This window comes from Streptomyces tibetensis, from assembly GCF_007655005.1.
In the GTDB taxonomy this organism is placed as follows: Bacteria; Actinomycetota; Actinomycetes; order Streptomycetales; family Streptomycetaceae; genus Streptomyces; species Streptomyces tibetensis.
Genome location: NZ_SZVW01000011.1, coordinates 269,151 through 295,045, shown reverse-complemented (window position 1 = coordinate 295,045; position 25,895 = coordinate 269,151). Strand labels below are relative to the sequence as shown.

General features: G+C 71.6%; 25 protein-coding genes. 12 read left to right on the top strand and 13 right to left on the bottom strand.

Annotated elements, in window-relative coordinates; genetic code table 11:
• Positions 1-240: 240 nt before the first annotated feature.
• The 3 genes from FDO69_RS20600 to FDO69_RS20590 are packed head-to-tail and all read right to left on the bottom strand — an operon-like array spanning position 241 to position 6,838.
• Entirely contained in the window at positions 241-1,005 is a 765-nt protein-coding gene (locus FDO69_RS20600; RefSeq protein ID WP_104781318.1) for an SDR family NAD(P)-dependent oxidoreductase, read from the bottom strand.
• A gap of 32 nt (positions 1,006-1,037) precedes the next feature.
• Complete coding sequence (locus FDO69_RS20595; protein WP_104781317.1) at positions 1,038-1,859, bottom strand: Fpg/Nei family DNA glycosylase; 822 nt, start codon at positions 1,857-1,859, stop codon at positions 1,038-1,040.
• Positions 1,860-1,918: 59 nt separating this feature from the next.
• Positions 1,919-6,838: an ATP-dependent helicase gene (locus tag FDO69_RS20590; protein WP_104781316.1), complete on the bottom strand. Its 4,920-nt coding sequence runs from the start codon at positions 6,836-6,838 to the stop codon at positions 1,919-1,921.
• A 245-nt stretch (positions 6,839-7,083) separates the two neighbouring features.
• Here FDO69_RS20590 and FDO69_RS20585 point away from each other — a divergent pair, with 245 nt between their 5' ends.
• From FDO69_RS20585 to FDO69_RS20570, 5 genes are all read left to right on the top strand, one after another.
• On the top strand, positions 7,084-7,950 hold the full coding sequence (locus FDO69_RS20585) for an IS110 family RNA-guided transposase (protein WP_234388013.1): 867 nt from the start codon (positions 7,084-7,086) through the stop codon (positions 7,948-7,950).
• A 43-nt stretch (positions 7,951-7,993) separates the two neighbouring features.
• The gene (locus FDO69_RS41620; RefSeq protein ID WP_234388012.1) at positions 7,994-8,299 is read left to right on the top strand and encodes a helix-turn-helix domain-containing protein; all 306 of its coding nucleotides are present in this window, start codon (positions 7,994-7,996) and stop codon (positions 8,297-8,299) included.
• 122 nt (positions 8,300-8,421) lie between these two features.
• Positions 8,422-9,252, top strand: a complete 831-nt coding sequence (locus FDO69_RS20580; protein ID WP_104781315.1) for an AraC family transcriptional regulator — start codon at positions 8,422-8,424, stop codon at positions 9,250-9,252.
• Between the two features lie 23 nt (positions 9,253-9,275).
• Positions 9,276-9,998 carry an AzlC family ABC transporter permease gene (locus FDO69_RS20575; protein ID WP_104781348.1) on the top strand — a complete coding sequence of 241 codons (723 nt, stop codon included), beginning with the start codon at positions 9,276-9,278 and terminating at the stop codon, positions 9,996-9,998.
• Complete coding sequence (locus FDO69_RS20570) at positions 9,995-10,306, top strand: AzlD domain-containing protein (protein WP_104781314.1); 312 nt, start codon at positions 9,995-9,997, stop codon at positions 10,304-10,306. The genes FDO69_RS20575 and FDO69_RS20570 overlap by 4 nt, the downstream gene beginning before the upstream one ends.
• Here FDO69_RS20570 and FDO69_RS20565 read toward each other — a convergent pair whose 3' ends face one another.
• On the bottom strand, positions 10,307-11,251 hold the full coding sequence (locus tag FDO69_RS20565) for a hypothetical protein (RefSeq protein ID WP_104781313.1): 945 nt from the start codon (positions 11,249-11,251) through the stop codon (positions 10,307-10,309).
• 80 nt (positions 11,252-11,331) lie between these two features.
• Here FDO69_RS20565 and FDO69_RS20560 point away from each other — a divergent pair, with 80 nt between their 5' ends.
• From FDO69_RS20560 to recX, 4 genes are all read left to right on the top strand, one after another.
• Positions 11,332-11,526 (top strand): DUF3046 domain-containing protein, encoded by a 195-nt coding sequence (locus FDO69_RS20560; protein ID WP_104781312.1) that lies wholly within the window; start codon positions 11,332-11,334, stop codon positions 11,524-11,526.
• Positions 11,527-11,761: 235 nt separating this feature from the next.
• Positions 11,762-13,027, top strand: coding sequence for an AI-2E family transporter (locus FDO69_RS20555; RefSeq protein WP_104781347.1), 1,266 nt, complete (start codon positions 11,762-11,764; stop codon positions 13,025-13,027).
• Positions 13,028-13,367: 340 nt separating this feature from the next.
• Entirely contained in the window at positions 13,368-14,492 is a 1,125-nt protein-coding gene (recA, locus tag FDO69_RS20550) for a recombinase RecA (protein ID WP_104781311.1), read from the top strand.
• 3 nt (positions 14,493-14,495) lie between these two features.
• Positions 14,496-15,317, top strand: a complete 822-nt coding sequence (gene recX, locus FDO69_RS20545) for a recombination regulator RecX (protein ID WP_104781310.1) — start codon at positions 14,496-14,498, stop codon at positions 15,315-15,317.
• Positions 15,318-15,409: 92 nt separating this feature from the next.
• On the opposite strand, the gene FDO69_RS20540 is transcribed toward recX, so the two are convergent.
• From FDO69_RS20540 to FDO69_RS20510, 8 genes are all read right to left on the bottom strand, one after another.
• Positions 15,410-15,829: a rhodanese-like domain-containing protein gene (locus tag FDO69_RS20540; RefSeq protein WP_104781309.1), complete on the bottom strand. Its 420-nt coding sequence runs from the start codon at positions 15,827-15,829 to the stop codon at positions 15,410-15,412.
• Positions 15,826-16,362 carry a cupin domain-containing protein gene (locus FDO69_RS20535; RefSeq protein WP_104781308.1) on the bottom strand — a complete coding sequence of 179 codons (537 nt, stop codon included), beginning with the start codon at positions 16,360-16,362 and terminating at the stop codon, positions 15,826-15,828. Before FDO69_RS20535 ends, FDO69_RS20540 begins: the two co-directional genes overlap by 4 nt.
• Before the next feature lie 96 nt (positions 16,363-16,458).
• Positions 16,459-16,530, bottom strand: a complete 72-nt coding sequence (locus FDO69_RS42895; RefSeq protein ID WP_310851512.1) for a putative leader peptide — start codon at positions 16,528-16,530, stop codon at positions 16,459-16,461.
• 158 nt (positions 16,531-16,688) lie between these two features.
• Positions 16,689-18,296: an FAD-dependent monooxygenase gene (locus FDO69_RS20530; RefSeq protein ID WP_104781307.1), complete on the bottom strand. Its 1,608-nt coding sequence runs from the start codon at positions 18,294-18,296 to the stop codon at positions 16,689-16,691.
• Positions 18,297-18,472: 176 nt separating this feature from the next.
• Entirely contained in the window at positions 18,473-19,366 is an 894-nt protein-coding gene (locus tag FDO69_RS20525) for an amino acid ABC transporter permease (RefSeq protein WP_104781306.1), read from the bottom strand.
• The gene (locus FDO69_RS20520) at positions 19,363-20,028 is read right to left on the bottom strand and encodes an amino acid ABC transporter permease (RefSeq protein ID WP_104781305.1); all 666 of its coding nucleotides are present in this window, start codon (positions 20,026-20,028) and stop codon (positions 19,363-19,365) included. The genes FDO69_RS20525 and FDO69_RS20520 overlap by 4 nt, the downstream gene beginning before the upstream one ends.
• An 84-nt stretch (positions 20,029-20,112) precedes the next feature.
• Positions 20,113-20,952 (bottom strand): glutamate ABC transporter substrate-binding protein, encoded by an 840-nt coding sequence (locus FDO69_RS20515; RefSeq protein ID WP_104781346.1) that lies wholly within the window; start codon positions 20,950-20,952, stop codon positions 20,113-20,115.
• A gap of 84 nt (positions 20,953-21,036) precedes the next feature.
• On the bottom strand, positions 21,037-21,813 hold the full coding sequence (locus FDO69_RS20510; protein ID WP_097221293.1) for an amino acid ABC transporter ATP-binding protein: 777 nt from the start codon (positions 21,811-21,813) through the stop codon (positions 21,037-21,039).
• Positions 21,814-22,102: 289 nt separating this feature from the next.
• Here FDO69_RS20510 and FDO69_RS20505 point away from each other — a divergent pair, with 289 nt between their 5' ends.
• Positions 22,103-22,789 carry a response regulator transcription factor gene (locus tag FDO69_RS20505; RefSeq protein WP_053671050.1) on the top strand — a complete coding sequence of 229 codons (687 nt, stop codon included), beginning with the start codon at positions 22,103-22,105 and terminating at the stop codon, positions 22,787-22,789.
• Positions 22,790-22,798: 9 nt separating this feature from the next.
• The gene (locus tag FDO69_RS20500) at positions 22,799-24,205 is read left to right on the top strand and encodes a sensor histidine kinase (protein WP_104781304.1); all 1,407 of its coding nucleotides are present in this window, start codon (positions 22,799-22,801) and stop codon (positions 24,203-24,205) included.
• Positions 24,206-24,278: 73 nt separating this feature from the next.
• On the opposite strand, the gene FDO69_RS20495 is transcribed toward FDO69_RS20500, so the two are convergent.
• Positions 24,279-25,280 carry a TAXI family TRAP transporter solute-binding subunit gene (locus FDO69_RS20495; protein ID WP_104781303.1) on the bottom strand — a complete coding sequence of 334 codons (1,002 nt, stop codon included), beginning with the start codon at positions 25,278-25,280 and terminating at the stop codon, positions 24,279-24,281.
• 144 nt (positions 25,281-25,424) lie between these two features.
• On the opposite strand from FDO69_RS20495, the gene FDO69_RS20490 reads away from it, so the two are divergent.
• Positions 25,425-25,832, top strand: a complete 408-nt coding sequence (locus FDO69_RS20490; protein ID WP_104781302.1) for a pyrophosphohydrolase domain-containing protein — start codon at positions 25,425-25,427, stop codon at positions 25,830-25,832.
• Positions 25,833-25,895 lie beyond the last annotated feature (63 nt).

The following is a 25,895-nucleotide window of genomic DNA, read 5'->3' as shown; positions in this document are numbered from 1 at the left end:
GGCGGGACGAAGGCGAGGGGCGTAGAGAGGGCTCATCGTCGGGGGCGTCTCACCGTGGCGTGGTCACGCCCCGTCCGGGCGCCGGGGAGGGGGGCGGCGGGACGAAGGCGAGGGGCGTAGGGAGGGCTCATCGGCGGGGGTGTCTCACCGGGGCGTGGTCACGCCCCGGCCGGGCGCCGGGGAGGGGGGCGGCGGGACGAAGGCGAGGGAGGCCTAGAGAGGGTTGATCGGCGGGGCGTCTCACCACGGCATGGCCACGCCCCCGTTCGGGCGGAGGATCTGGCCCGTGGTGAAGGCCGAGGCGTCGGAGGCCAGGTGGAGGATCGCGTGCGCGATGTCCTCGGGCCGGCCCACACGGCCCAGGGGTGACAGGCGGGCCATGACGGACTCCGTGTGTGCCTGGGACGCGCTGTCGTGCCGGTCGGTCATCGGCGTACGGATCCAGCCCGGGGCGACCGCGTTGACGCGGATGCCGTGCCGGCCCAGCTCCGTCGCGAGAGTCTTCGTCAACTGGACCACCGCCGCCTTCGCCGCGCCGTAGCAGAGCAGCCCGGCGCCGCCGGTGTCGACGGCGCCCGAGGCCATGGTGACGATGCTGCCCCGGGTGCCGTGGGCGATCATCAGGCGGGCCGCCTCCTGGCAGGAGTACAGGACTCCCTTGAAGTTCACGTCGAGCACGCGGTCGAGGTCCTCGTCCCGGGTCTCCAGCACCGGGCTGCTGTGCATGATCCCGGCGACCGCGGCCAGGGCGTCCAGGCGCTCGCAGGAGGTGAGGGCCTGCTTCAGCCCGGGCCGGTCGGTGACGTCGAGAATGTGGGTGCGGGCGATTCCGCCGCCGTCCTCGATCAGGGTCGCCGTCTCGTGCAGGCCCTCGGCGTCCCGGTCGGCGCAGTGCACCGTCGCCCCCGCCTCGGCGAGGAGGAGGGCCGAGGCGCGGCCGATGCCGCTCGCCGCGCCGGTGACGAAGACGGTGCGGCCGGTGAGGTCGTACGCCGTGACGGGCATAGAGGGACCGTACGAGCGTTTCTGACGGGTCGTCAATCAGTGCGGCGGTGCCGGGTGGTGGCCGGGGCCGGCCCCGGCTGGCAGGTGGGGCACCAGTAGGTGGGGCGTTCGCGGGAGCCGTCGCCCTGGTCCGCGACGCGGATCGAGGTGCGGCACCGCAGGCAGGGGCGGGGGGCGCGGCCGTAGACGAAGAGGTCCTGGCCGCGGCGGCCCGTCGTGCTGCGGATCGGGCGGTCGCGGTTGGCCTCCAGCAGCTTCTTCGCGAGCGCGGGCAGCTTCTCGGCGCGGTCGGCGGGCAGGGCACCGGCCGGGAGCCAGGGGGTGACGCCGAGCAGGAAACAGAGCTCGCTCTTGTAGACATTGCCGATGCCCGCGAGATTGCGCTGGTCCAGCAGGGCCTCGCCGAGTTCGCGGGCGGGGTCCTGGAGGATGTTGGCGAGGGCCTGGTCGGGGTCCCAGTCCGGGCCGAGGAGGTCGGGGCCGAGATGGCCGACCGCGCGCTGCTCGTCGGCCGTGCGCAGGAGTTCCAGGACGGGCAGGCGATAGCCGACGGCCGTGCGATCGGTGTTGCCGAGGATCGCGCGGATCTGATGGCCCGGACCGCCGCTCCAGCGCTGGCCGTTCCCGTACACCTTCCAGGAGCCGTCCATCCGCAGGTGGGAATGGAGGGTCAGGCCGCCCTCGATGCGAGTGAGAAGGTGTTTGCCGTGCGCGGTGACGTCCAGGACCACGCGGCCCGTGAGATCGGCCGTGGCGAAGCGGGGCACCCTGAGGTCGCTGCGGGTCAGCACCTTGCCTGCGAGGGCGTCGTCCAACCGCCTCGCGGCCTGCCAGACCGTGTCACCTTCGGGCATGCGTCAAGGGTGGCACGAACGCCGCACGCTCGGCCGGAGCGGGTGTGGTCGGCCGGCCGTCAGGCACGCAGGCGCAGTCCTCGGGGGGTCGCGATGAAACCTGCTCCTTCCAGGAGGGTGCCGATGGGGGAGGTGAGGGCCTGGGCGCCGTTGACGCGCTCCACCGTGACCGTGCCGAGGGAACCCGCGCGGGCCGCTGCGGCGAGAGCTTCCGCGGCGCTGTGCAGCCGGGGGTCGTCAGCGGGATCGCCGTCCGGGTGGGCGGGCCAGGCCAGCAGGGTCTTGCCGCCGCGCTCCATGTAGAGCGTCAGCTCACCGTCGACCAGGACCACCAGGGAGCCCGCCTTACGGCCCGGCTTGTGCCCGGCGCCGCTCGGTGGTTCGGGCCAGGGCAGGGCAGCTCCGTACGCGTTCGCCGGGTCGGCGGCGGCGAGAACGACGGCTCGGGAAGCGCCGTCGGGGCGGGTACGTCGGCCCGCGAAGCCCTGGTCGTACCCGGCGCGTCCGCCGTTCTGCCAGGACGGGGCGGCCTGCGGGGGATAGTCGCGTGGCGAGACCCACTCACCCGGGGACGGCTTCGGGGTGTCGTACGAGGGGGCCAGGTCGGGGAAGCCGTCGGGGCCGGGGTCGTCGGTGTGCTGGTGGGAGGGGGCGGGGTCGTCGTCCGGGGCGGCGAAGTCATGGGCGGGGAACGGGTCGGGTTCCCAGCCGGGGGGCGGGCCGGGCAGGTCCGCGCCGCGGTCGCGGGCGTTCGACACCGCGCGCAGGCGGTCCACCGCGCCGTCCATCGCGAACTGTGCGGCGCCGAGGCCCTCCACCACATAGCCGCGGCGGGCCTGGCCGCTCTCCTCGAAGACGGACAGGACGCGGTACGTCGCCGAGAAGCCGCCCTCGACGCCCTCCGCCGAGACCGCGCCCCTGGTGACCACGCCGTGCCGGTCGAGGAGGGTGCGGGCGAGCGCGTGGGCCCGCACGGTGGGGTCCGTTTCGTGGGCCGGGAGCAGCGACCAGCGGCCGGCCACCGTCGGCGGGCCGGAGCGCGACGAGGCCCGGGCCGCGGCCGTCAGGGAGCCGTAGCGGCCGCGCGGGACGGAGCGCTTGGCGCGGTGGGCCGTGGAGCCGGCGGTGCGGCCCGAGCCGAGCAGGGAGCGCATCGGGGTGAGCGTGTCGTTCGTCAGGCGGCCGGACCAGGCGAGGTCCCAGAGGGCGTCGGCCAGTTGGGGATCGCCGGCATCGGGGTGGGTGGTGGCGCGGACCTGGTCGGCGATCTGGCGGAAGAACAGGCCGTAGCCGCCCGAGAGGGTGTCCAGGACCGACTGGTGCAGGGCGGTCAGCTCCAAGGGGTGCGGGGGCGGCAGGAGCAGGGGGGCCGCGTCCGCCAGGTAGAGGGAGACCCAGCCGTCCTTGCCGGGGAGGGAGCCCGCCCCGGCCCAGACCACCTCTCCGGCCGCGGTCAGCTCGTCCAGCATCGCCGGGGTGTAGTTCACGACTCGCGAGGGCAGCACCAGTTTCTCCAGGGCGGACGCCGGCACGGACGCGCCCTGGACCTGCTCGATGGCCCGCACCAGCCCGTCGATGCCGCGCAGGGAGTGCCCCTTGCCGATGTGCTGCCACTGGGGGAGGAACTGGGCCAGCGCGGCCGGTGGCACCGGCTCCAGCTCGTGCCGCAGGGCGGCCAGGGAGCGGCGGCGCAGCCGGCGCAGCACGGTCGCGTCGCACCACTCCTGGCCGATCCCGGCCGGGTGGAACTCGCCCTGGACGACCCGGCCCGCCGCCGCGAGCCGCTGGAGGGCGCCCTCGGTGACGGCCACGCCCAGTCCGAAGCGCGCGGCGGCCGTGGCCGAGGTGAACGGGCCGTGGGTGCGGGCGTAGCGCGCGAGGAGGTCGCCCAGCGGATCCTTGACGGGTTCCATGAAGGCTTCCGGGACGCCGACCGGCAGGGCGGTGCCCAGCGCGTCGCGCAGGCGGCCCGCGTCCTCGATCGCCGCCCAGTGGTCCGCGCCCGCGACACGGACCCGGATGGCGCGGCGGGCACCGGCGAGTTCCTGCGCCCATTGGGGCTCGGCTCCCCGCTCGGCGAGCTCCGCGTCGGTGAGGGGGCCGAGGAGGCGCAGGAGGTCCGCGACGCCCTCGGCGTCCTTGACGCGGCGGTCCTCGGTGAGCCACTGCAGCTCCCGCTCCAGGTCGGTCAGCACCTCCGCGTCGAGCAGCTCGCGCAGCTCCGCCTGGCCCAGCAGCTCGGCCAGCAGCCGCGAGTCCAGCGACAGGGCGGCGGCGCGGCGCTCGGCCAGCGGGGAGTCACCCTCGTACAGGAACTGGGCGACGTAGCCGAACAGGAGCGAGCGCGCGAAGGGGGACGGTTCGGCGGTGGTGACCTCGACCAGGCGCACCTTGCGGGACTCCAGGTCGCCCATCAGCTCGACGAGACCGGGCACGTCGAAGACGTCCTGGAGACACTCGCGGACCGCCTCCAGGACGATCGGGAACGAGCCGAACTCGCTCGCCACCTGGAGCAGCTGCGAGGCCCGCTGCCGCTGCTGCCACAGCGGGGTGCGCCTGCCCGGGTTGCGGCGCGGCAGCAACAGCGCACGGGCGGCGCACTCGCGGAACCTGGAAGCGAACAGGGCCGAGCTGCCCACCTGGTCGGTGACGACCTGGTCGACCTCGCCCTTGTCGAAGACGACGTCCGCCGCGCCCACGGGGGCCTGCTCGGCGTCGTACTCCCGGCCCATCGTGACCGGCTCCTGGTCCAGCAGGTCCAGGCCCATGAGGTCGGCGTCCGGCAGGCGCAGCACGATGCCGTCGTCGGCGTGCATGACCTGTGCGTCCATGCCGTACCGCTCGGAGAGCTTGGCGCCGAGCGCGAGCGCCCAGGGGGCGTGCACCTGGGCGCCGAAGGGGGAGTGCACGACCACGCGCCAGTCGCCGAGTTCGTCGCGGAAGCGCTCGACGACGATCGTCCGGTCGTCCGGGATGTGACCGCAGGCCTCACGCTGCTCGTCCAGGTACGACAGCACGTTGTCCGCCGCCCAGGCATCCAGCCCGGCGGCGAGGAGACGCAGGCGCGCGTCCTCCTCGGGCAGCGACCCGACCTCGCGCAGGAACGCGCCCACCGCCCGGCCCAGTTCCAGCGGGCGGCCCAGCTGGTCTCCCTTCCAGAAGGGCAGCCGGCCCGGCACGCCCGGGGCGGGGGAGACCAGGACGCGGTCGCGGGTGATGTCCTCGATGCGCCAGGAGCTGGTGCCGAGGGTGAAGACGTCGCCCACGCGGGACTCGTAGACCATCTCCTCGTCGAGCTCGCCGACCCGGCCGCCGCCCTTCTTGGGATCGGCGCCCGCGAGGAAGACGCCGAAGAGACCGCGGTCGGGGATCGTGCCGCCGGAGGTGACGGCGAGGCGCTGTGCGCCGGGGCGGCCGGTGATCTCGCCGGTGACCCGGTCCCACACCACGCGCGGGCGCAGCTCCGCGAACGCGTCGGACGGGTAGCGGCCCGCCAGCATGTCGAGGACCGCCGTGAAGGCCGACTCGGGAAGCGAGGCGAAGGGGGCGGCCCGGCGGACGGCGGCGAGGAGGTCGTCGAACTGCCAGGTGTCCAGGGCCGTCATGGCGACCACCTGCTGGGCCAGGACGTCCAGGGGATTGGCCGGGACCTTGAGGGACTCGATGGAGCCGGTGCGCATGCGCTCGGTGACCACCGCCGCCTGCACGAGGTCGCCGCGGTACTTCGGGAAGACCACACCGGTGGAGACCGCGCCCACCTGGTGCCCCGCCCGGCCGACGCGCTGCAGGCCGGAGGCGACCGAGGGCGGCGACTCCACCTGCACGACCAGGTCGACCGCACCCATGTCGATGCCCAGTTCGAGACTGGACGTGGCCACGACCGCGGGCAGGCGGCCCGCCTTGAGGTCCTCCTCGACCAGGGCGCGCTGCTCCTTGGACACCGAGCCGTGGTGGGCGCGGGCGATGACCTGGGGGGCGCCCTGGGCTGCTCCCGAGCCGCCCATGAGCTCGGCCGGGGAGTGGTGCTCGTCGAGTGTCTCTCCCGTGGCCCGCTCGTACGCGATCTCGTTCAGCCGGTTGCAGAGGCGCTCAGCGAGGCGGCGGGAGTTGGCGAAGACGATCGTGGAGCGGTGGGACTGGACGAGGTCGGCGATCCGCTCCTCCACATGCGGCCAGATGGAGGGGCGCTCGGCGCCTTCCTGGCCGTCCGCGACCGGGGAACCGCCCAGCTCGCCCAGATCCTCGACCGGGACGACCACGGACAGGTCGAACTCCTTGCCGGACTCCGGCTGGACGATCTCCACCTTGCGGCGGGGCGAGAGGAAACGGGCCACCTCGTCCACGGGGCGGACCGTCGCGGAGAGGCCGATACGGCGGGCGGGCTTCGGGAGGAGGTCGTCCAGCCGCTCCAGGGAGAGCGCGAGGTGGGCGCCGCGCTTGGTGCCGGCGACCGCGTGCACCTCGTCGAGGATCACCGTCTCCACGCCCGCCAGTGCGTCGCGCGTGGCCGACGTCAGCATCAGGAACAGCGATTCCGGGGTCGTGATCAGGATGTCCGGCGGACGCGTCGACAGGGCGCGGCGCTCGGCGGCGGGGGTGTCGCCCGAGCGGATGCCCACCTTGACCTCGGGTTCGGGCAGGCCGAGGCGTACCGACTCCTGCCGGATGCCCGTCAGCGGGCTGCGCAGGTTGCGCTCGACGTCCACCGCCAGGGCCTTCAGCGGGGAGACGTACAGGACGCGGCAGCGCTTCTTGGGGTCGGCGGGGGGAGGCGCCGAGGCCAGCTGGTCCAGGGCCGCCAGGAACGCCGCCAGGGTCTTGCCGGAGCCCGTGGGGGCGACGACCAGCACGTCCGAGCCCTCGTGGATGGCCTGCCACGCACCGGCCTGGGCCGAGGTGGGCGCGGAGAAGGCACCCGTGAACCAGGCTCGGGTCGCGGGGGAGAAGCCGTCCAGGGCTCGGTGCGCATTGCTGGGCATGCGTCCATCGTGCACCTCGGCACTGACATTGATGCTGATACTCGGGTTCCGGCAGTCGTGACTCGGGCACTGACTGACGCCCTGCTGGGCTGTCTTGCCGTTGGTCTGTCCGGCCGCCGGAGCTCGTTCTCATGGCTCCGGCCGGGCGGAACATGACCTGATAGGAGCTTGGTCAGAAGCCCCTTCAATGTCCTGTCTGCGCCACCCGGCCGGCGCTCACCTTCGGCTGGGAAGGCAGTATCAGCATGGCATCAGAAGTCGCGGCGGACACCGTGGACGGGGATGTGTTCGGCGGGGTCGATTCCCACGCCGACACCGTTCACGTCGCTGTGATCAGCGACAACGGCGGCCATCTCGCGGACGCGGAGTTCTCCACCACCACCGCTGGATACGCGGCAGCCCTGGCCTTCCTCACCGCGCACGGACGTGTGGTCACCATCGGAGTGGAAGGCACCTCGTCCTACGGGGCCGGCTTCACCCGGGCCGCCCGCTCCTGCGGGCACCAGGTCGTAGAGGTCAACCGCCCCGACAGGGCCGAACGGCGCCGCACCGGCAAGTCCGACCCGATCGACGCCTACGCCGCCGCCCGCGCCGCTCTGTCCGGCAGAGCCTCCAGCTCCCCCAAGGACGACACGGTCGCCGGGATACGTGCCCTGCACAACGCAGCCCGCTCCGCCGTCAAGGCCCGCACCGCCGCACTCAACCAGATCGGCAACGTCCTGATCACCGCCCCGGAAGCCATCCGCGCGAAATACGGGCAGCTCAAGGGCCCCGACCGCACCGAGGCCCTGGCCCGGCTACGGCCGGTCGGTGACGCCCTCCACATCGCCGTCCTGACCGCGTTGAAGAGCCTCGCCCGCCGGGTCAAGGAGCTCACCGCCGAGCACGACACGCTGACGCGGGCCCTGGACACCGAGGCCACCACCCACAACCCGGCTTTACGGGCCGCCTACGGTGTCGGCCCCGACACCGCCGCACAACTGTTGATCACCGCGGGCGGCAACCCCGAACGCATGCGGACCGAGGCGTCCTTCGCAGCCCTCTGCGGAGCTGCCCCGGTTCCTGCCTCCAGCGGCAGAACCAACCGGCACCGGCTCTCCCCGGGGCGGTGACCGAACGGCCAACGCAGCCCTCTACCGCATCGCCCTGGTCCGCATGTCCGGCGACGCCCAGACCCGCGCCTACGTCGCGCGACAGACCGCTGCCGGACGGACGAAGAAGGAGATCATCCGGATGCTCAAACGGGCCATCGCCCGGGAGATGTTCCGCTGTCTCACCACCGCGGTCACCGTCCCGGACATAGCCGACCTGCGGCCCATACGGCAGGCCAAGAACATCACTCTCACCACCGTCGCCCAGCACTTCGGAGTCTGGCCGACCACCATCTCCAGACTCGAAAGAGGACTCAGCAGGGACGACGACCTCACCCACGCCTACCGCGACTGGCTTCAAGCTGCTTGACAGCAATAGGAGCATCAACGGTGCCTCGACGCCTCCTGGCCTGCCGTTTCGCCGCGAGCGCGGCCCCTGCCGGGCCGAAGGGGGGCTGGGCCGGGGCGGCCACGACCGCGGACAATGGGCGTATGGACGAGCGCGCACGGCACTGGCAGTACGACGAGCTGCCCGGAGTCGATCTGCTGCGGGCCCGGTACGTGCACAAGACGTTCGTGCGGCACACCCACGAGAACTTCGTGATCGCCGCCATCGCCGACGGCGTGGAGGTGTTCCACCACGGCGGGGGCGACCAGTACGCGGGAGCCGGGGCTCTCGCCCTGGTGAATCCCGATACGCCGCACACCGGGCGGGCCGGGGTGCCCGAAGGGTGGCGGTACGGGGCCGTGTACCCGCCGCCCGACGTGGTCGCCGAGATCGCGGCCGAGACGACCGGGCTGCGCGGGACACCGGGATTCGTCAGCCCGGTGGTGGACGACCCTTACTCCGCGGGGCTGGTGCACCAGGTGCTGCGGGCCGCCGACGAGGGCAACGCGCTGGCCGCGGACACCCTGCTGCGGGTCGCCGTGACCAGGTTGCTGAGGTTGAACGGCGGGCCCATGCCCCGGCGGGAGGTGCGGACGGCGGGAGCCCGGATCGCGGCACGCGCGCGTGGTGTGCTGGAGGAGCGGATGGCACGTCCGCCGACCCTGGAGCGGCTGGCGGCCGACCTCGGGACCAGCCCGTTCGCCCTGCTGCGAGCCTTCCGCAACGCCTACGGGATGCCGCCCCACGCGTGGCTCACGGACGCGCGGGTACGGCGGGCGCGGCGGCTGCTGGACACGGGGACGTCCCCCTCCGAGGCGGCCGTGGCCGTCGGGTTCACCGACCAGCCGCACCTCAACCGGCACTTCAGCCGGATGGTCGGCGTGCCTCCCGGGGCCTACCAGCGGGAGCGCAAGAACGTACAAGACCTCCGGTAGCCGCCGCCCCTAGCGTGCGGGGCGTGGCAGATCAGACAGCTCTCGAAGAAGCAGACATCGGTGGGAAGGCGGACCGGGCGGTCGTACGCGACGCCCTCGGGGTCGGGGTGGCCGTCGGGCTGTCCGGCTTCGCCTTCGGCGTGACATCGGCCGGCAGCGGACTCACACTGCTCCAGACGTGCGCGCTCAGTCTTCTGGTGTTCACCGGGGCGTCCCAGTTCGCCCTCGTGGGGGCCCTCGCGGCCGGGGGCAGCCCGTTCACGGCCGCCGCCGGCGCCTTCTTCCTGGGCGTGCGGAACGCCTTCTACGGCTTGCGCCTGTCGCAGTTGCTGGCCCTCCCGCGCGTGGTGCGCCCGTTCGCCGCCCAGTGGGTGATCGATGAGACGGCCGCCGTCACGCTCGCCCAGCCCACTCGGCGCGCCGCGCGGCTCGGGTTCGTCGTGACCGGGCTGAGCCTCTACATCCTGTGGAACCTCACCACGCTGCTCGGTGCCCTGGGCGCCGAGGCGATCGGTGACACCGACGCGTGGGGCCTGGACGCCGCCGGGCCCGCGGTGTTCCTTGCGCTGCTCGCGCCGATGCTGAAGACCGGCACCGAGCGGGTCGTCGCCGCGCTCGCCGTGCTGCTGGGGCTCGGACTGCTGCCGGTGTTGCCCGCCGGAGTGCCGGTGCTGCTGGCCGCGCTGGCGGCGCCGCTCGTTCTGTGGGCGGACGGCCGACGCAAGGGGCAGGGGGCTGCGCGGTGAACGTCTGGATCGCGATCGGGGCGACCGCCCTCGGGTGCTACGCCGTCAAGCTGGCGGGCCTCCTCGTGCCCGCAGGGGCCCTGGAGCGGCCCCTCGTCAAACGCCTCGCCGCCCTGCTGCCCGTCGCGTTGCTGGCGGCCCTCACCGCCCAGCAGACCTTCGCCGACGGGCAGTCGCCGACGCTGGACGCGAGGGCCGCCGGACTCACCGCCGCCGCCGTGGCGCTGGTGCTGCGCGCCCCGTTCCTTCTCGTCGTCGCCGCGGCCGTGCTGGTGACCGCGGGGGTGCGGGCCCTGGGGGCCGGATGATCAGTCGATGACGCGGCCGTACGCGCTGAGCACCCGCAGGGCCTCGATCGTCACGAGCGGGCGGGCCTCCAGGGCGGGGGCCGGGGCCCAGTGGCGCCACCGGACAGGCCAGCCGCCGTCCTGCTGCTGCTGTGCCTCGAGGTGGTCCAAGGACCGGGCCATCTCGTCGTCCGTGAACCACGCGCGCGCGAGCGATCGCGGTGTCCGCGCGTAGTCGTGCGGGAAATGGTGCTCCCCCGGGGCGTAGCCGGGAGAGACCGGGTAGGCGTCCAGGTCGTCGGGGTCCAGGGCCGCGAGGCGGTGCTTGCGGACCAGGCAGCCGAGACGGTCGGCGGCCGCCTGCGCGCGTGGGCGGTCCGGGGCGGAGTCCAGGAAGACCACGGCGGCCTCGATCTCGTACGGGTGCGACGCCTCCAGGGACTCGACCGCCCGCCAGCAGAAGTCCGTGGCCCGGAAGAGCCAGGCGTGCCACACCTCGTTGCGGTGCAGCAGGCCCACCACCGGCCCGGTCGCCAGCAGGTCGCTGGGCGGGTCGTCCACCACCGTCACGAAGGGGGCCGTGGGGTAGCCGCGCTGGCTGGGGTGGATCGCCGGGAGGGCGCCGTCCGCGGTCGAGACGGACGTCAGGTAGCGGCACATGCGTTCCACCCGCTGGCCGGCGCAACGTCCGACCGCGTCCAGTACACGCAGCGCGTGCGCGGTGTGCAGCGGCTGGCTGACCGGGCCGCGCAGATCGGGCTCCAGCGCGTGTCCGTACCCGCCGTCCTCGTTGCGGTAGGCGTCCAGGGCGGTTTCCACCGGATCTGCGGCGGCGCCCCGGAAGTGGTGGGCGAAGCGGCGCTGCTCGAGCACGCGCGCGGTGAGCCAGACGAAACGCTCCGCGCGCGTGACGGGGCTGTGCGGCGGGGGCGTCGGGGGAAGTTCGGTAGCTCCTGTTTCGGCCATGGGTCAGACCGTAGGGCGCGAAGCGGCGCCGACAGGCGGTCCCGGCTCAGGCCCACCCCCAGGGGCGGGATACTGGAGTCATGCGGTTGACGGTCTTCTGGCAGCGAATGGCGGAGCACTTCGGTCCCGGTTACGCCGAAACCTTCGCGCGCGACCACGTGATGTCCGAGCTCGGCGGGCGCACGGTGCACGAGGCGCTGGCCGCCGGCTGGGGCGCCAAGGAGGTCTGGCAGGTGGTCTGCTCGGTGATGGACGTGCCCCGGGAGAGGCGCTGACCGTTGCCGGTGAGCCCCGCAGACCGTCGGACGAGGTCGGCCGCACCATTGCCGGTGAGCCCCGCAGACCGTCGGAGGACGAGGCCGGCCGGCCTCGGAAGCCACCGGCCGGGCCGCGCGGCCCGGCCCGGGGGAGCAGCCGCCGACCCGGTCGGCCCGTCCCGGACGAGACTGACCGGTCACGAAGATCGCAGCCGGGCAGACGGCTGTCGGCGGCGTGGGCGAGACTTGGACCGTGGCACCCACTGACGAGACCGGGCAGGCAGCCCAGCAGTCCTCAGCTTCCGGTACGACACCGCCTGCCCGGCCCCCGGCCGACGGGGCCGGGGCGAACGGCCGTATGCCGCGCTGGCTGCCCCGCGCCATGGTGCTCGCGCTCACCCTCGTCGCGGCCTTCCAGCTGGGCAGCTGGGCCTTCCACCAGCTCACCGGTCTGCTGGTCAACATCCTCATCGCGTTCTTCCTGGCGCTCGCCATAGAGCCCGCGGTCAGCTGGATGGCCTCGCGCGGCCTGCGCAGAGGGCTCGCCGCGTTCATCGTCTTCATCGCCGTGATGATCGTGTCGGCAGGCTTCGTCACCCTGCTCGGTTCCGTCCTCGCGGACCAGATCATCAAGCTGATCGAGGGCTTCCCCGAGTACCTCGACTCCGTCATCCACTGGATCAACACGCACTTCAAGACCGACCTGAAGCGCGTCGACATCCAGGAGGGCCTGCTCCGCTCCGACTGGCTGCGCAACTACGTCCAGAACAGCGCCACCGGCGTCCTGGACGTGTCGGCCCAGGTCATCGGGGGCCTCTTCCAGCTGCTCACGATCGCCCTGTTCTCGTTCTACTTCGCCGCGGACGGCCCGCGCCTGCGCCGCGCGATCTGCTCGGTCCTGCCGCCCGCCCGCCAGGCTGAGGTGCTGCGCGCGTGGGAGATCGCCGTGAACAAGACCGGCGGTTACATCTACTCCCGCGGCCTGATGGCGCTGGTCTCCGGCGTGGCGCACTTCGTCCTGCTCCAGGCCCTGGGCGTGCCCTACGCACCCGTGCTCGCCGTGTGGGTGGGGCTGGTGTCGCAGTTCATCCCCACCATCGGCACCTACCTGGCGGGTGCCCTGCCCATGCTGATCGCGTTCACGGTGGATCCCTGGTACGCGCTGTGGGTGCTGATCTTCGTCGTGATCTACCAGCAGTTCGAGAACTACGTGCTGCAGCCCAAGCTGACCTCCAAGACCGTCGACATCCACCCCGCCGTCGCCTTCGGTTCGGTCATCGCCGGCACCGCCCTCCTCGGTGCGGTCGGCGCGCTGATCGCCATCCCCGCCATCGCCACGCTCCAGGCCTTCCTCGGGGCGTACGTGAAGCGCTATGACGTCACGGACGACCCCCGGGTGCACGGTCACCGGCGACGGGGTGAGGGACCAGGGCTGCTCGCGCGGGCGAAGGGACTGTGGGAGCGGCGCCGCGAGGCGGAGCGGCCGGAGGGCCGGGGGCCCGGGCAGAACTCCTCCTGACCTTGCCGCCCGGCGATCCGACCAGGTCGCCGGCGATCGGCGGCAGCCAGCCCGAGACATGGGGGCGGCCTTCGGGGGAAGGCCGACAGCACGTGCTGGGACATGGAACGAATGGTGCCGGCTCGGTCGGGAGGTGCCGCGTGGTGCGCTTGACACCAAAATCGAACATCCATTCTCATGGAGGGACCGGCGAGGCTCAACGAAGGGCATTTCGACGTACTTTGGGTAGAGAAGTGCCCGAGTTATCCACAGGCCGGACGTGCGTCGGGGCGCGTTGTCAGTGGCAGGCGTTAGCGTCTTTGACGTGAAGCGATCGACTCAAGCAAATCGGGTGGAACCCATGGCAGGAACCGACCGCGAGAAGGCCCTGGATGCCGCGCTCGCACAGATTGAACGGCAATTCGGCAAGGGCGCGGTCATGCGCATGGGCGACCGGGTGAACGAGCCCATCGAGGTCATCCCGACCGGGTCCACCGCCCTCGACGTGGCCCTCGGCGTGGGCGGCCTGCCGCGCGGCCGCGTCGTCGAGGTCTACGGACCGGAGTCCTCCGGTAAGACCACCCTGACCCTGCACGCGGTGGCGAACGCGCAGAAGGCCGGCGGCCAGGTCGCCTTCGTCGACGCGGAGCACGCCCTCGACCCCGAGTACGCGAAGAAGCTCGGCGTCGACATCGACAACCTCATCCTCTCCCAGCCGGACAACGGCGAGCAGGCCCTGGAGATCGTGGACATGCTGGTCCGCTCCGGTGCCCTCGACCTCATCGTCATCGACTCCGTCGCCGCGCTCGTCCCGCGCGCGGAGATCGAGGGCGAGATGGGCGACAGCCACGTCGGTCTGCAGGCCCGCCTGATGAGCCAGGCCCTGCGGAAGATCACCAGCGCGCTCAACCAGTCCAAGACCACCGCCATCTTCATCAACCAGCTCCGCGAGAAGATCGGCGTGATGTTCGGCTCCCCCGAGACCACGACCGGTGGCCGGGCGCTGAAGTTCTACGCCTCGGTGCGCATCGACATCCGCCGCATCGAGACCCTGAAGGACGGCACGGAGGCGGTCGGCAACCGCACCCGCTGCAAGGTCGTCAAGAACAAGGTCGCGCCGCCCTTCAAGCAGGCCGAGTTCGACATCCTCTACGGCCAGGGCATCAGCCGCGAGGGCGGTCTGATCGACATGGGCGTGGAGCACGGCTTCGTCCGCAAGGCCGGTGCCTGGTACACGTACGAGGGTGACCAGCTCGGCCAGGGCAAGGAGAACGCGCGCAACTTCCTCAAGGACAATCCCGACCTGGCCAACGAGATCGAGAAGAAGATCAAGGAGAAGCTGGGCGTCGGCGTGCGCCCCGAGGAGCCGGCCGCCGAGCCGGGTACGGACGCCGCGGCCTCCGCACCGGCTGACGCGGCACCGGCTGTCCCGGCCCCGGCACCGGCCAAGACCGCCAAGTCCAAGGCCGCCGCAGCCAAGAGCTGACCTGTGACACGGCGAACCGACTGGGCGGAGTACGAGTACGCCGCCTCCGGTGCCCCACGGGGGAGGGGCACCGGAGGCGACACGGGCTCTGCCGTGGACGAGGCGGACGGCTTCGGGGACGCCACCCCACCCGAGGACGACCGGCTGTACGGAGACGGGGGCGACACCGGGCCGCACGGGGGCGGCTCACCCGGAGGCGGCTCGCGTGACGGCGGGCCGCGCGGCAGGCGCGGTCGTCGTCGGCGTGGCTTCGGTGAGGCGGCGGCCGATACCGAGGACGGAGGTGCCCTCTCCTCGTCGAGGGCCGAGCAGGAGGCACCTCCGGGGGACCCGGTCGAGCGGGCACGGGCGATCTGCCTGCGCCTGCTCACCGGGACCCCACGGACCCGTAAGCAACTCGCCGACGCCCTGCGCAAGCGGCAGATCCCGGACGACGCCGCCGAAGAGGTCCTCTCACGGTTCGAAGAGGTCGGCCTCATCAACGACAGTGCCTTCGCGGACGCCTGGGTGGAGTCTCGCCACCACGGCAGAGGGCTCGCCCGGCGTGCGCTCGCCCGGGAGCTGCGAACCAAGGGCGTCGACTCCACGCTGATCGACGAGGCGGTCTCCCAGCTCGACTCCGAGCAGGAGGAGGAGACCGCACGCGAGCTCGTCGCACGCAAGCTCCGCTCCACCCGCGGGCTCGACCGTGACAAACGCCTCCGCCGCCTCGCGGGCATGCTCGCCCGCAAGGGCTACCCCGAGGGCATGGCCCTGCGGGTGGTCCGGCAGGCGCTGGAGGAAGAGGGAGAGGACACGGAGTTTTTCGGGGACGAGGGATTCTGAGGGGTATCGCCGGCAGGACGAGGTCGGGGCCCGAAGCAGTCGCATGGCCCCGCCGAGCAACTGCCGCCGCTATCCCCTAGCAGCCCTCGCTCTCACTCCACCGGCAACCCCGCCGCCCGCCATGCCTGGAAGCCTCCGACCAGGTCCGTGGCCCGGTGCAGGCCCAATTGGTGCAAGGACTCGGCCGCCAGGCTCGACGCGTAGCCCTCGTTGCAGATCACGACGATGCGCAGGGCGTGGCTCGTGGCCTCGGGGAGACGGTGGCTGCCCTGGGGATCGAGGCGCCATTCCAGTTCGTTGCGCTCGACGACAAGGGCGCCGGGAATGAGGCCGTCCCGATCGCGCAGGGCGGCGTAGCGGATGTCGACCAGGAGCGCGTCGCCGGCCTCGGCAGCCTCGTACGCATCCTGCGCTTCGATCCGCTCGTAGCCCGCCCGGACGCGGTCCAGCAACTCGTCGATGCCGACCGGCGGTTGGGTGTCTCGGCTCGACGGCCCGGGTGCGGCGCTCACTGCCAGTCCTCCGGTCGCTCGACCTGCTCGAGTCGCAGGACGGGGCCGCTGCGGCTGTAGCGGCGGATCTGCGGCAGAGGCGGGTAGTAGGCGTGGACGGAGATCGCGTGCCGGTCGGGGGACTCATTGAGCACCTCGTGGACGTGGTGTCGGCCGAAGGCGCGGCCCTGGCCGGCCCGCAGCCGGCGTTCCCGGTCCACGTCGTCGGTGAGCTCCAGGGTCTTCCAGCCGTCGGTGGGCAGCCGAGCCGCGAGCGAGTTCTCCTTGAGCTCGCCCGAAGCGGTCAGAAAGGCACCGACCGATTCGGCGTGGTCGTGCCAGCCGGTGCCCGTGCCGGGCGGCCAGCCGATCAGCCACGCTTCGCTGCCGCCGGGCCCGTCCAGCCGCACCCATGTGCGGCCCTCCGGGTCGAGCGGCAGGGAGTCGATCAGCTCGGTGTCGGCGGCCGTGCGCCGGACGAAGTCGTAGAGGTCGGCCTGGGTGGGGGCCGGACCGGTGGAGACAGAGGGGGTGGCAGAAGGGGATACAGACACGGGTGCCGTCCTGAAGGTCCTGATGAGGGTTCGCGGGCGAGGCGCGGCAGCCGACGGACAGAGCGCGGCGCGCGCACAAAGAAGAGGAATGCGAATTCAGCAGGACGGGCGACACACGCAGCCCGCATAGCGGAGGAGGTCCATATGGACCCTCCGCCACAGGCGCACACAGGTGTCGGTCACGCACCGGAGTACACCACGGCCGCCCGGACGGGTCAACTCACTGTCACCATGCGGACGCACTGTGACAGTGAGCACATCACCGCGGGGCCGAAACCCGGGGCGAAACCCGGGGTAAGACCCGGGACCGACTCCCCGGGTCGACCTCAGCGTGAACCGGCCGAAGCGCCGGCCTCGGCCTGCGCCTTCACCGGTCCGCCCACCGTGGCCTCCGCCGCGGCGTACAGATCGGCCGGGCGCACCCCGCCCAGCGCGGTGACGAGGTGCCCGTCGGGACGCACCAGCAGCACCGTGTGCGCGGCCGCACCCGGGTAGCCTTCGGCGACGAGCAGCTCGGCGTGGTGCGGCAGTGCCGTGACCGCCGCCGCGAGCTGCGGCATGATGCCCGCGCTGACCCAGTGCTTGCGCTCCCAGACACCTGTGCCCGGTGCGATCAGCACCACGAGCAGCGCACCGCGGCCGAGCCGGTCCCGCAGTCGCACGAAGGTGCCGTCCTCCGCGGTGACCCGTACGTCGGTGACCGGTGCACCGAGTGGTGTGTCGACCGGGACCTCCCCTTCGAGGGGGCCGGGGGCGAGCGGCGAGTCGGCGTGCGCCCCCGGCGCGCCGAGCTGGCCGTACCCCAGGTGACCCTCGGTGAGCAGGGCGTCGTGGCCCCGGGACGAACCCGGGACGACGGCCCGCAGCCCGCCACCGCCGCGCAGCAGCGGCAGTGCCTGGTCGGCGGCGCGGAGCCGGGCGGCGACGACCGCCCGGCGTTCCGTCTGGTAGCTGTCGAGGAGTGCCTCGTGCGGCCCGTGGTGCCAGGCCAGGGCAAGCTTCCAGGCGAGATTGTCGGCGTCCCGCAGGCCCTCGTCCAGTCCGTGCGTGCCCAGCGCGCCGAGCAGGTGGGCCGCGTCCCCGGCGAGGAACACACGGTCGGCGCGCCAGCGGCGGGCCAGCCGGTGGTGGACGGTGTGGACCCCGGTGTCCAGCAGCTCGTAGGGCGGGGTCGTGCCGCCCGCCCAGCCGGCCAGCGTTTCCCGGATGCGGGTGAGCAGCAGTTCGGGGGTGACCAGGTCCTTGCCGGGCGGCAGGAGCCAGTCCAGGCGCCAGACGCCGTCCGGCAGCGGACGTGCCGTGACCTCGCCGGCCGAGGGCCCGGACATGCGCCATGGCGGCAGGCGGTGCAGCAACGCCTCGTCGTAGAAGGGCAGTTCCGTACGGAGCGCGGCGACGGCGTGACGTTCCACCGCCGTACGGCCCGGGAAGCGGATGTCCTGGATCTTGCGCACGGTCGAGCGGGGGCCGTCGCAGCCGACCAGGTAACTGCCGCGCCACCAGGTGCCCTTGGGGCCGCGGGTGTGGGCCGTAACGCCCGAGGGCTCTTGTTCGAGGCCGTCGAGGCGGCTCTCCACCGCGATCTTGACCAGCCGTTCGTCCGCGAGGGCGGCGCGCAGGGCGCCGGTCAGCACGTGCTGGGCGATGTGCAGAGGGGAGGGCTCGGTGTCGTCGAAAACCACTTCGCGCATCACCTGCTTGCGCCGCACCGACCGCCATCCGGCCCAGTGCGCACCGGCCCGGGCGAGGGGCATGCCGGTCAGCCGTTCCACGAGGGCGGCGGTGTCCTCGCGCAGGACGACGGTGCGCGCCGCGCGGGGTTCGTCCTTGCCGGGGCCCTCGTCGAGGACGACGCACGGCACCTCCTGACGCGCCAGCGCCAGGGCGAGCGTGAGCCCCACGGGCCCAGCTCCGACGATGATCACCGGGTCCACGGCGTGGCGCCCCCTGCCCGCGGTGGTGTCCTGAGAGACGTAGGTGAACAGGAAGTCGGAGCAGGGTGCACGATCACAGAACGTATGCAACCCATTGCCGGTGCTTGCGTCAAGTGACCAGGGGCAGTGGCGATCATGCCACTGCCCCTGAGTGTGTCACGTGAGGTGACCGGGTGTCAGACGGTGCCTCCGGCGCCGGTCCCCGCCGTGCCGGCGATCTCCGCGTCGTTCGCGCCCACGACCGCGCCCGTCGACTTCTTGGCCCGCCGCAGTCGGCGCTCCAGCCAGCTGGCGAACGAGGTGAGGGCGAAGTTGAGCGCGATGAAGATGACCGCCACGACCGTGAAGCTGGCGATGATGTTCGCGCCGTAGTAGCCGCTCATCGTGTTCGCCGAGGAGAGCAGTTCGGAGTAGGTGAGGACGGCGCCGCCGAGTGCGGTGTCCTTCACGATGACGACGAGCTGGCTGACGATGGCCGGAAGCATCGCGGTGACGGCCTGCGGCAGCAGGACCAGGCGCATCAACTGGCCCTTGCGCAGGCCGATCGCCATCGCCGCCTCGGACTGCCCCTTGGGCAGGGACAGGATGCCCGCCCGGACGATCTCCGCCAGGACGGAGGCGTTGTACAGCACCAGGCCGGTGACGACCGCGTAGAGCGGACGGTCGTCGGAGGTGACGTTGGTGTACTCGGCGAAGAGAGCGAGGCCGAAGATCATCAGGACCAGCACCGGGATGGACCGGAAGAACTCGACCACGACCGCGGCCGGCACCCTGACCCACACGTGGTCCGACAGACGGGCGATGCCGAGGACCGCGCCCAACGGCATCGCGATGATCACCGCCAGAGCGGCGGCCTTCAAGGTGTTCTGCAGACCCGGCCAGATGTACGTGGACCAGGCCTCGGTGTGGACGAACGGCTGCCACAGGGCCCATTCCAGCTGGCCCTTGTCCTTGAGGGTTCCGATCACCCACCACAGCAGAGCGGCGACGGCGACCAGGAAGACCACCGTGAGGAGGACGTTGCGACGCTTGGCGCGAGGGCCCTGCGCGTCGTACAGAACGGAGCTCATCGCTTCACCGCCACCTTCTTGCCCACCCAGCCGAGGAACAGGCCGGTCGGCAGCGTCAGGATCACGAAACCGAACGCGATGATCGCCGAGATCAGCAACAGCTGTGCCTCGTTCTCGATCATCTCCTTCATCAGTACCGCCGCTTCGGCGACACCGATGGCGGCGGCCACCGTGGTGTTCTTGATGAGGGCGATCAGCACGTTCGCGAGCGGGACGACGGACGAACGGAACGCCTGCGGCAGCACGACAAGCCCCAGCACCTGGCGGAAGTTGAGACCGATCGCGCGGGCCGCCTCCGCCTGCCCGACCGGCACCGTGTTGATGCCGGAGCGCAGTGCCTCGCACACGAAGGACGAGGTGTAGAGAATCAGGCCCAGCACGGAGAGCCGGAAGTTGATCGTCTCGACGTCGTCCGCGCCGAGGGAGACCCCCAACGTCTGGTTCAGGCCCAGCGACGTGAACAGGATGATGACGGTCAGCGGGATGTTGCGCACGATGTTCACGTACGCGGTCCCGAAGCCGCGCATCAGCGGCACCGGGCCGACGCGCATGGCGGCCAGCAAGGTGCCCCAGATCAGGGAGCCGACGGCGGAGAGCACAGCGAGCTGCACTGTCGTCCAGAAGGCTCCCAGCAGGTCGTAATCCTTGAGAAAGTCGAACACGATCTCCCGTGCTTCCGCGTGTAGGGATGCCCACGCCGGTGCGCCGCCCCTTCCGGTGGACGGCGCACCCTGTCAGGCGCTGCTTCAGCTCTTGATCTCGCCGATCTTCGGCGCCGGCTCGTTCTTGTAGTTGGCCGGGCCGAGGTTCTTGTCCACGGCCTTCTGCCAGGCGCCGTCGGCGACCATGGCCTCGAGGGCCTTGTTGATCTTGTCCTTGAGGTCGCTGCCCTTCTTGACGCCGATGCCGTAGTTCTCGTTCGTCAGCTTGAAGCCGCCGAGCTTGAACTTGCCCTTGAACTGCGACTGGGCGGCGTAACCGGCGAGGATCGAGTCGTCGGTGGTCAGCGCGTCGACGGCACCGTTCTGCAGGCCGGGCAGGCAGGCGGAGTACGTCGGGTACGGCTGCAGCTGCGCCTTGGGGGCCAGCTTGTCCTTGACGTTCTGCGCCGAGGTGGAGCCCGTGACCGAGCACAGCTTGGCGTTGTTCAGGTCCTTCGGCGACTTGATCTTGTTGTCGTCCGCACGAACCAGAACATCCTGGTGGGCCAGCAGGTACGGGCCGGCGAAGTCGACCGACTGCTGACGCTCCGGGGTGATCGAGTACGTCGCCGCGATGAAGTCGACGTCACCACGCTTCAGCATGGTCTCGCGGTCGGCGCTCTTCGCTTCCTTCCACTCGATCTGGTCGGCCTTGTAGCCGAGCTTCTTCGCGACGTACGTGGCGACGTCCACGTCGAAGCCGGCGTAGCCCTGCGGCGTCTTCTGGCCGAGGCCGGGCTGGTCGAACTTGATGCCGACGGTGATCGTCTTGCCGCCGTCGGAGCCGGAGCCGCCGCCGGTGCTGTTGTCGCCGCCGCACGCGGTGGCGGTGAGGGCGAGGGCGAAGACGGTGGCCGAGGCGGCGGTGACCTTGCGGAGCTTCATGATGAACATCCTTTGGCTGGTGAAGAGATGCGGGCCCTCAAGGGGCGGGCGGCACGCGCTGCGCGTCGGACGCGGCCCGCGCCGTCAGTGGTGCAGGATCTTGGAAAGGAAGTCCTTGGCACGGTCGCTGCGCGGGTTGCTGAAGAACTGGTCGGGCGCAGCCTCCTCGACGATTCGGCCGTCCGCCATGAACACCACGCGGTTTGCAGCCGATCGTGCGAAACCCATCTCATGGGTGACGACGATCATGGTCATGCCGTCGCGGGCGAGCTGCTGCATGACCTCCAGCACCTCGTTGATCATCTCGGGGTCGAGCGCGGAGGTCGGCTCGTCGAAGAGCATCACCTTCGGCTCCATGGCCAGGGCCCGCGCGATGGCGACGCGCTGCTGCTGACCGCCGGAGAGCTGCGCCGGGTACTTCTCGGCCTGCGCGCCCACGCCGACCCGGTCCAGCAGGGCCCGGGCCCGCTCCTCGGCCGCCTTCTTGTCCTTCTTGCGGACCTTGATCTGGCCGAGCATCACGTTCTCGAGCACGGTCTTGTGCGCGAAGAGGTTGAAGGACTGGAAGACCATCCCGACGTCGGCGCGCAGCTTGGCCAGCTCCTTGCCCTCGGCGGGCAGCGGCTTGCCGTCGATCGTGATCGTCCCGGAGTCGGTCGTCTCCAGGCGGTTGATGGTGCGGCACAGGGTGGACTTGCCGGACCCGGAGGGTCCGATGACCACGACGACTTCACCGCGGGCGATCGTCAGGTCGATGTCCTGGAGTACGTGCAACGCGCCGAAGTGCTTGTTGACGCTCTTCAGGACGACCAGTTCTCCGGTCGCGGCCACATCTTCCTTGGCCACCGATACTTCGGTCATCGCTCTCAGGCTCCGTCCTCCTCGGTTTCGGAGGACAGTAGTAACCCTCTACGACCTGCGTCATTACATCTGAGGGGAATCTGAGCATCACGATCCGATAGCAATCGGACACGTGTCGTAGCACTTGTGAGCAGCGCTGATATCGGCCGGGTAACGGAAGGGCTCCGCAACCGGAACTCTCTTGACGCCGTCCTCATCCATCAGCGTGACTGCACAAGATGCACGCGCGCGTGTGCACGCGTTGTGTACACATACAGATCGTACGGCCAGTGAACTGAAGGGGGACCGGATGAGACTGCTGCTCGTCGAGGACGACAACCACGTCGCCGCCGCCCTGTCGGCGGTTCTGGCGCGGCACGGGTTCGACGTCACGCACGCGCGCAGCGGTGAGGAGGCCCTCCAGGCACTCGTCCCCGAGGGCGACTGCTTCGGCGTCGTCCTCCTCGACCTCGGCCTGCCCGACCAGGACGGATACGAGGTCTGCGGCAAGATCCGCAAGCGCACCAGCACCCCGGTGATCATGGTCACCGCGCGCTCCGACGTGCGCTCCCGCATCCACGGCCTCAACCTCGGCGCCGACGACTACGTCGTGAAGCCCTACGACACCGGGGAGCTGCTCGCCCGTATCCACGCGGTCAGCCGGCGCACCTCCCACGAGGACACCTCCAGCGGCATCGAGACCGAGCTGCGGCTCGGCCCGGTGCACATCGAGCTGCCCACGCGCAGGGTCAGTGTGGACGGGTCGGTGATCAGCCTGACCCGCAAGGAGTTCGACCTGCTGGCCCTGCTCGCGCAGCGGCCCGGAGTGGTCTTCCGCCGGGAACAGATCATCAGCGAGGTGTGGCAGACCAGTTGGGAGGGCACCGGACGCACCCTGGAAGTGCACGTCGCGTCCCTGCGCGCCAAGCTCCGGATGCCGGCCCTCATCGAGACCGTCCGCGGAGTCGGTTACCGGCTCGTCGCGCCCGCCGGGTAGCGGGGCCGGGTGCGCACTCGTCTGCTCCCGCTGCTCATCGTCCTGATGGCGGCCGTTCTCCTCGCGCTCGGCGTCCCGCTCGCCGTCAGTCTCGCCGGCGCCCAGCAGCAGAAGGTCGTCGTCGACCGGATCGACGACACCGCGCGCTTCGCCGCCCTGGCCCAGTTCGTCACCGACTCGCCCGACGGCTCCACCGGCGCCTTCGAGAACGAGCGCCTGGCCACCCTCAGCAGCGAGCTGCGCAGCTACTACGAGGTCTACGGCATTCGGGCCGGTGTCTTCTACCGCACCGGCAGGGCCATGGCCCACGCCCCCGCCGAGTGGTCACTGCCCCAGGAGGGCGAGGTACGGGACGCCTTCGACGAGGCGAAGCTCAGCCGCCGCAGCCACGACCCGAAGCAGGTGTGGCCCTGGCAGCGCCGCAACCTCGTGGTCGCCTCGCCGGTCATCCGGGACGGTGACGTCGTCGCGGTCGTCGTCACCGACTCGCCCACGGGCCAGCTGCGCTCACGCACGCTGCACGGCTGGCTGGTCATCGGCGCGGGCGAGTTCGCCGCGATGCTGCTGGCCGTCGGTGCCGCCCTGCGGCTGACCGGCTGGGTGCTCAAGCCCGTGCGCGTCCTGGACGCCACCACCCACGACATCGCCACCGGCCGGCTCAAGTCCCGGGTCGCCGCCGCCGGCGGGCCGCCGGAACTCCGGCGGCTCGCCCGGTCGTTCAACGAGATGGCGGACAACGTCGAGGACGTGCTGGAGCAGCAGCGCGCCTTCGTCGCCGACGCCTCCCACCAACTGCGCAACCCCCTCGCCGCGCTGCTGCTGCGCATCGAGCTGCTCTCGTTCGAACTGCCCGAGGGCAATCAGGAGATCGCCTCGGTCCAGGCCGAGGGCAAGCGCCTCGCGCAGGTCCTGGACGACCTGCTCGACCTGGCGCTGGCCGAGCACACCGAGGCGGATCTGCGGATCACCGACATCGGTGAGCTCGCCGCCGAACGCCTCGCGGCCTGGACTCCGACCGCCGAGGCCAAGGGCGTGCGCCTGGTGGGGGACTGTCCGCCGACGACCGCATGGGCCGACCCGGTCGCGCTGTCCAGTGCGCTGGACGCGGTCATCGACAACGCGGTGAAGTTCACGCCCGAGGAGCAGACCGTCGAGGTGACCGTCGCCTCCAACGGCGACACCTCCACCGTCGTCGTGACCGACCAGGGTCCGGGCCTCACCGAGGAGGAGCTGGCCCGCGTCGGCGACCGCTTCTGGCGCAGCGGCCGGCACCAGAACATCAAGGGCTCGGGCCTCGGGCTGTCCATCTCGCGGGCGCTGCTCGCGGCGGGCGGGGGTTCCATCGCGTACGACCGTCATGAGCCGCACGGACTGAAGGTGACGGTGGCGGTGCCGAGGTCGGCGCCCACGGTCTGACGGGGAGGCGGCTGTGGCGCGGCCGCGGTCTGACGGGGAGGCGGCTGTGGCGCGGCCGCGGTCCGCCCGGGCGCTACGGCTTGACCGACTGGTAGTAGCGCTGGGCGCCCACGTGCAGTTTCAGAGGGTCCGTGTAGATCGCCGTGCGGACGTCGACCAGCTGGGCGGAGTGGACGGTCGCGCCGATGAGATCCCGGCTGTCGAGCACCGTACGGGTCAGCCACTCGGTGAGCCGCGGATCCATGTCGCTGCGCGTGATCAGCAGGTTGGACACCGCGAGCGTCGGTATCGCCTTGCCGCGCTGAATGGTGGGGTAGGCCGATTCCGGCATCTTCGTGGCCCGGTAGTAGCGCGTGGCACCGCCCTGGTCGTGCAGTCTGGCCACGAGCGTGGCGTCGATCGGCACGAATCGGAAGGCCGACGCCGACTTCTTGGCCGGCCGGCTGAGCCCGTCCGTGGGCAGACCGCCCGACCAGAAGAACGCGTCCAGGCCGTGGCCCAGCCGCTTGGGTCCGGTGTCGATGCCGTCCGACGACGGCTTGATGTCCTTTTCCGGGTCGATGCCGGCCGCCTTGAGCACGCCATTGGCGATCAGCCGCACCCCGGAGTCGGGCAGTCCTATGGCCACCCGCTTGCCCCGCAGGTCCGCGACCGAGTGGATGTCCGAGTCCGGCGGCACGACGAGCTGGACGTAGTCGTCGTACAGGCGGGCGACGCCGCGCAGCCGGTCGGCGCCCGGGCCTTTGCCGAGCTTGTACGTGGCGACCGCGTCGGCCGCGGCGATCGCGAAGTCCGCGTCGCCCGTCGCCACGTCCGCGACGTTCTCCTGCGAACCGGCACTGGGCTGCAGCCGCACCTTCAGGTCGGGCATGTCCTTGTCGATCTCGTCGCTCAGGAGCTTGCCGTACTCGTGGTAGACCCCGGCGCGTGTGCCCGTGCTGAACGTGATGGTCCCGCTCGGCGGCTCCTCGGCCCAGGGGCGCAGCCACCACAGCAGCAGGCCGAGGACCACGAGGGAGGCGGCGCCGCCCTGCAGGGCCCGACGCCTGCCGATACGGGGGAGCGTTCTGGACATGCGGGCGATCCTGCCAGCCGGGTGGCCCCCTGACCAGGGCAGGGGTCACAGACGTGGGGTGGTCACAGCGATGGTTCCTGCGAGCGCGCCGGGTCCAAGGCGGGGGCGGGGGAGTGTCAGTGGCCGCCACTACAGTCGGCCCCCATGAGCTCCTCGCCCGCTGACCTGGTCCGTGAATTCCACCGCGCCTTCGGCCTGGACGCCCGCAGTACGCCGACGGAGGTCTCCCCGGAACTGGCGGCCCACCGGGGCGAACTCCTCGCGGAGGAGGCGGCGGAGGTCGCCGAGGTATCGGTACGGGGACCGCTCGACCGGCTCGCCCACGAGCTGGCGGACGTGGTCTACGTCGCGTACGGCACCGCCCTCGTGCACGGCATCGACCTCGACGCGGTCCTCGCCGAGATCCACCGCTCCAACATGACGAAGATCGGCCCCGACGGCTCGGTCTCCCGCCGCGAGGACGGCAAGGTCCTCAAGGGCGAGCACTACGAGGCGCCGGACGTGCCGGGGGTGCTGCGCAGGCAGGGGTGGGTGCCGGGAGGGGGAGCCTGACCGGGGGCAGGGGCCGCTGCCCCCGAGGGGCGATCGGGCGCCCGGCCCCGGCCCCGAGGCCAC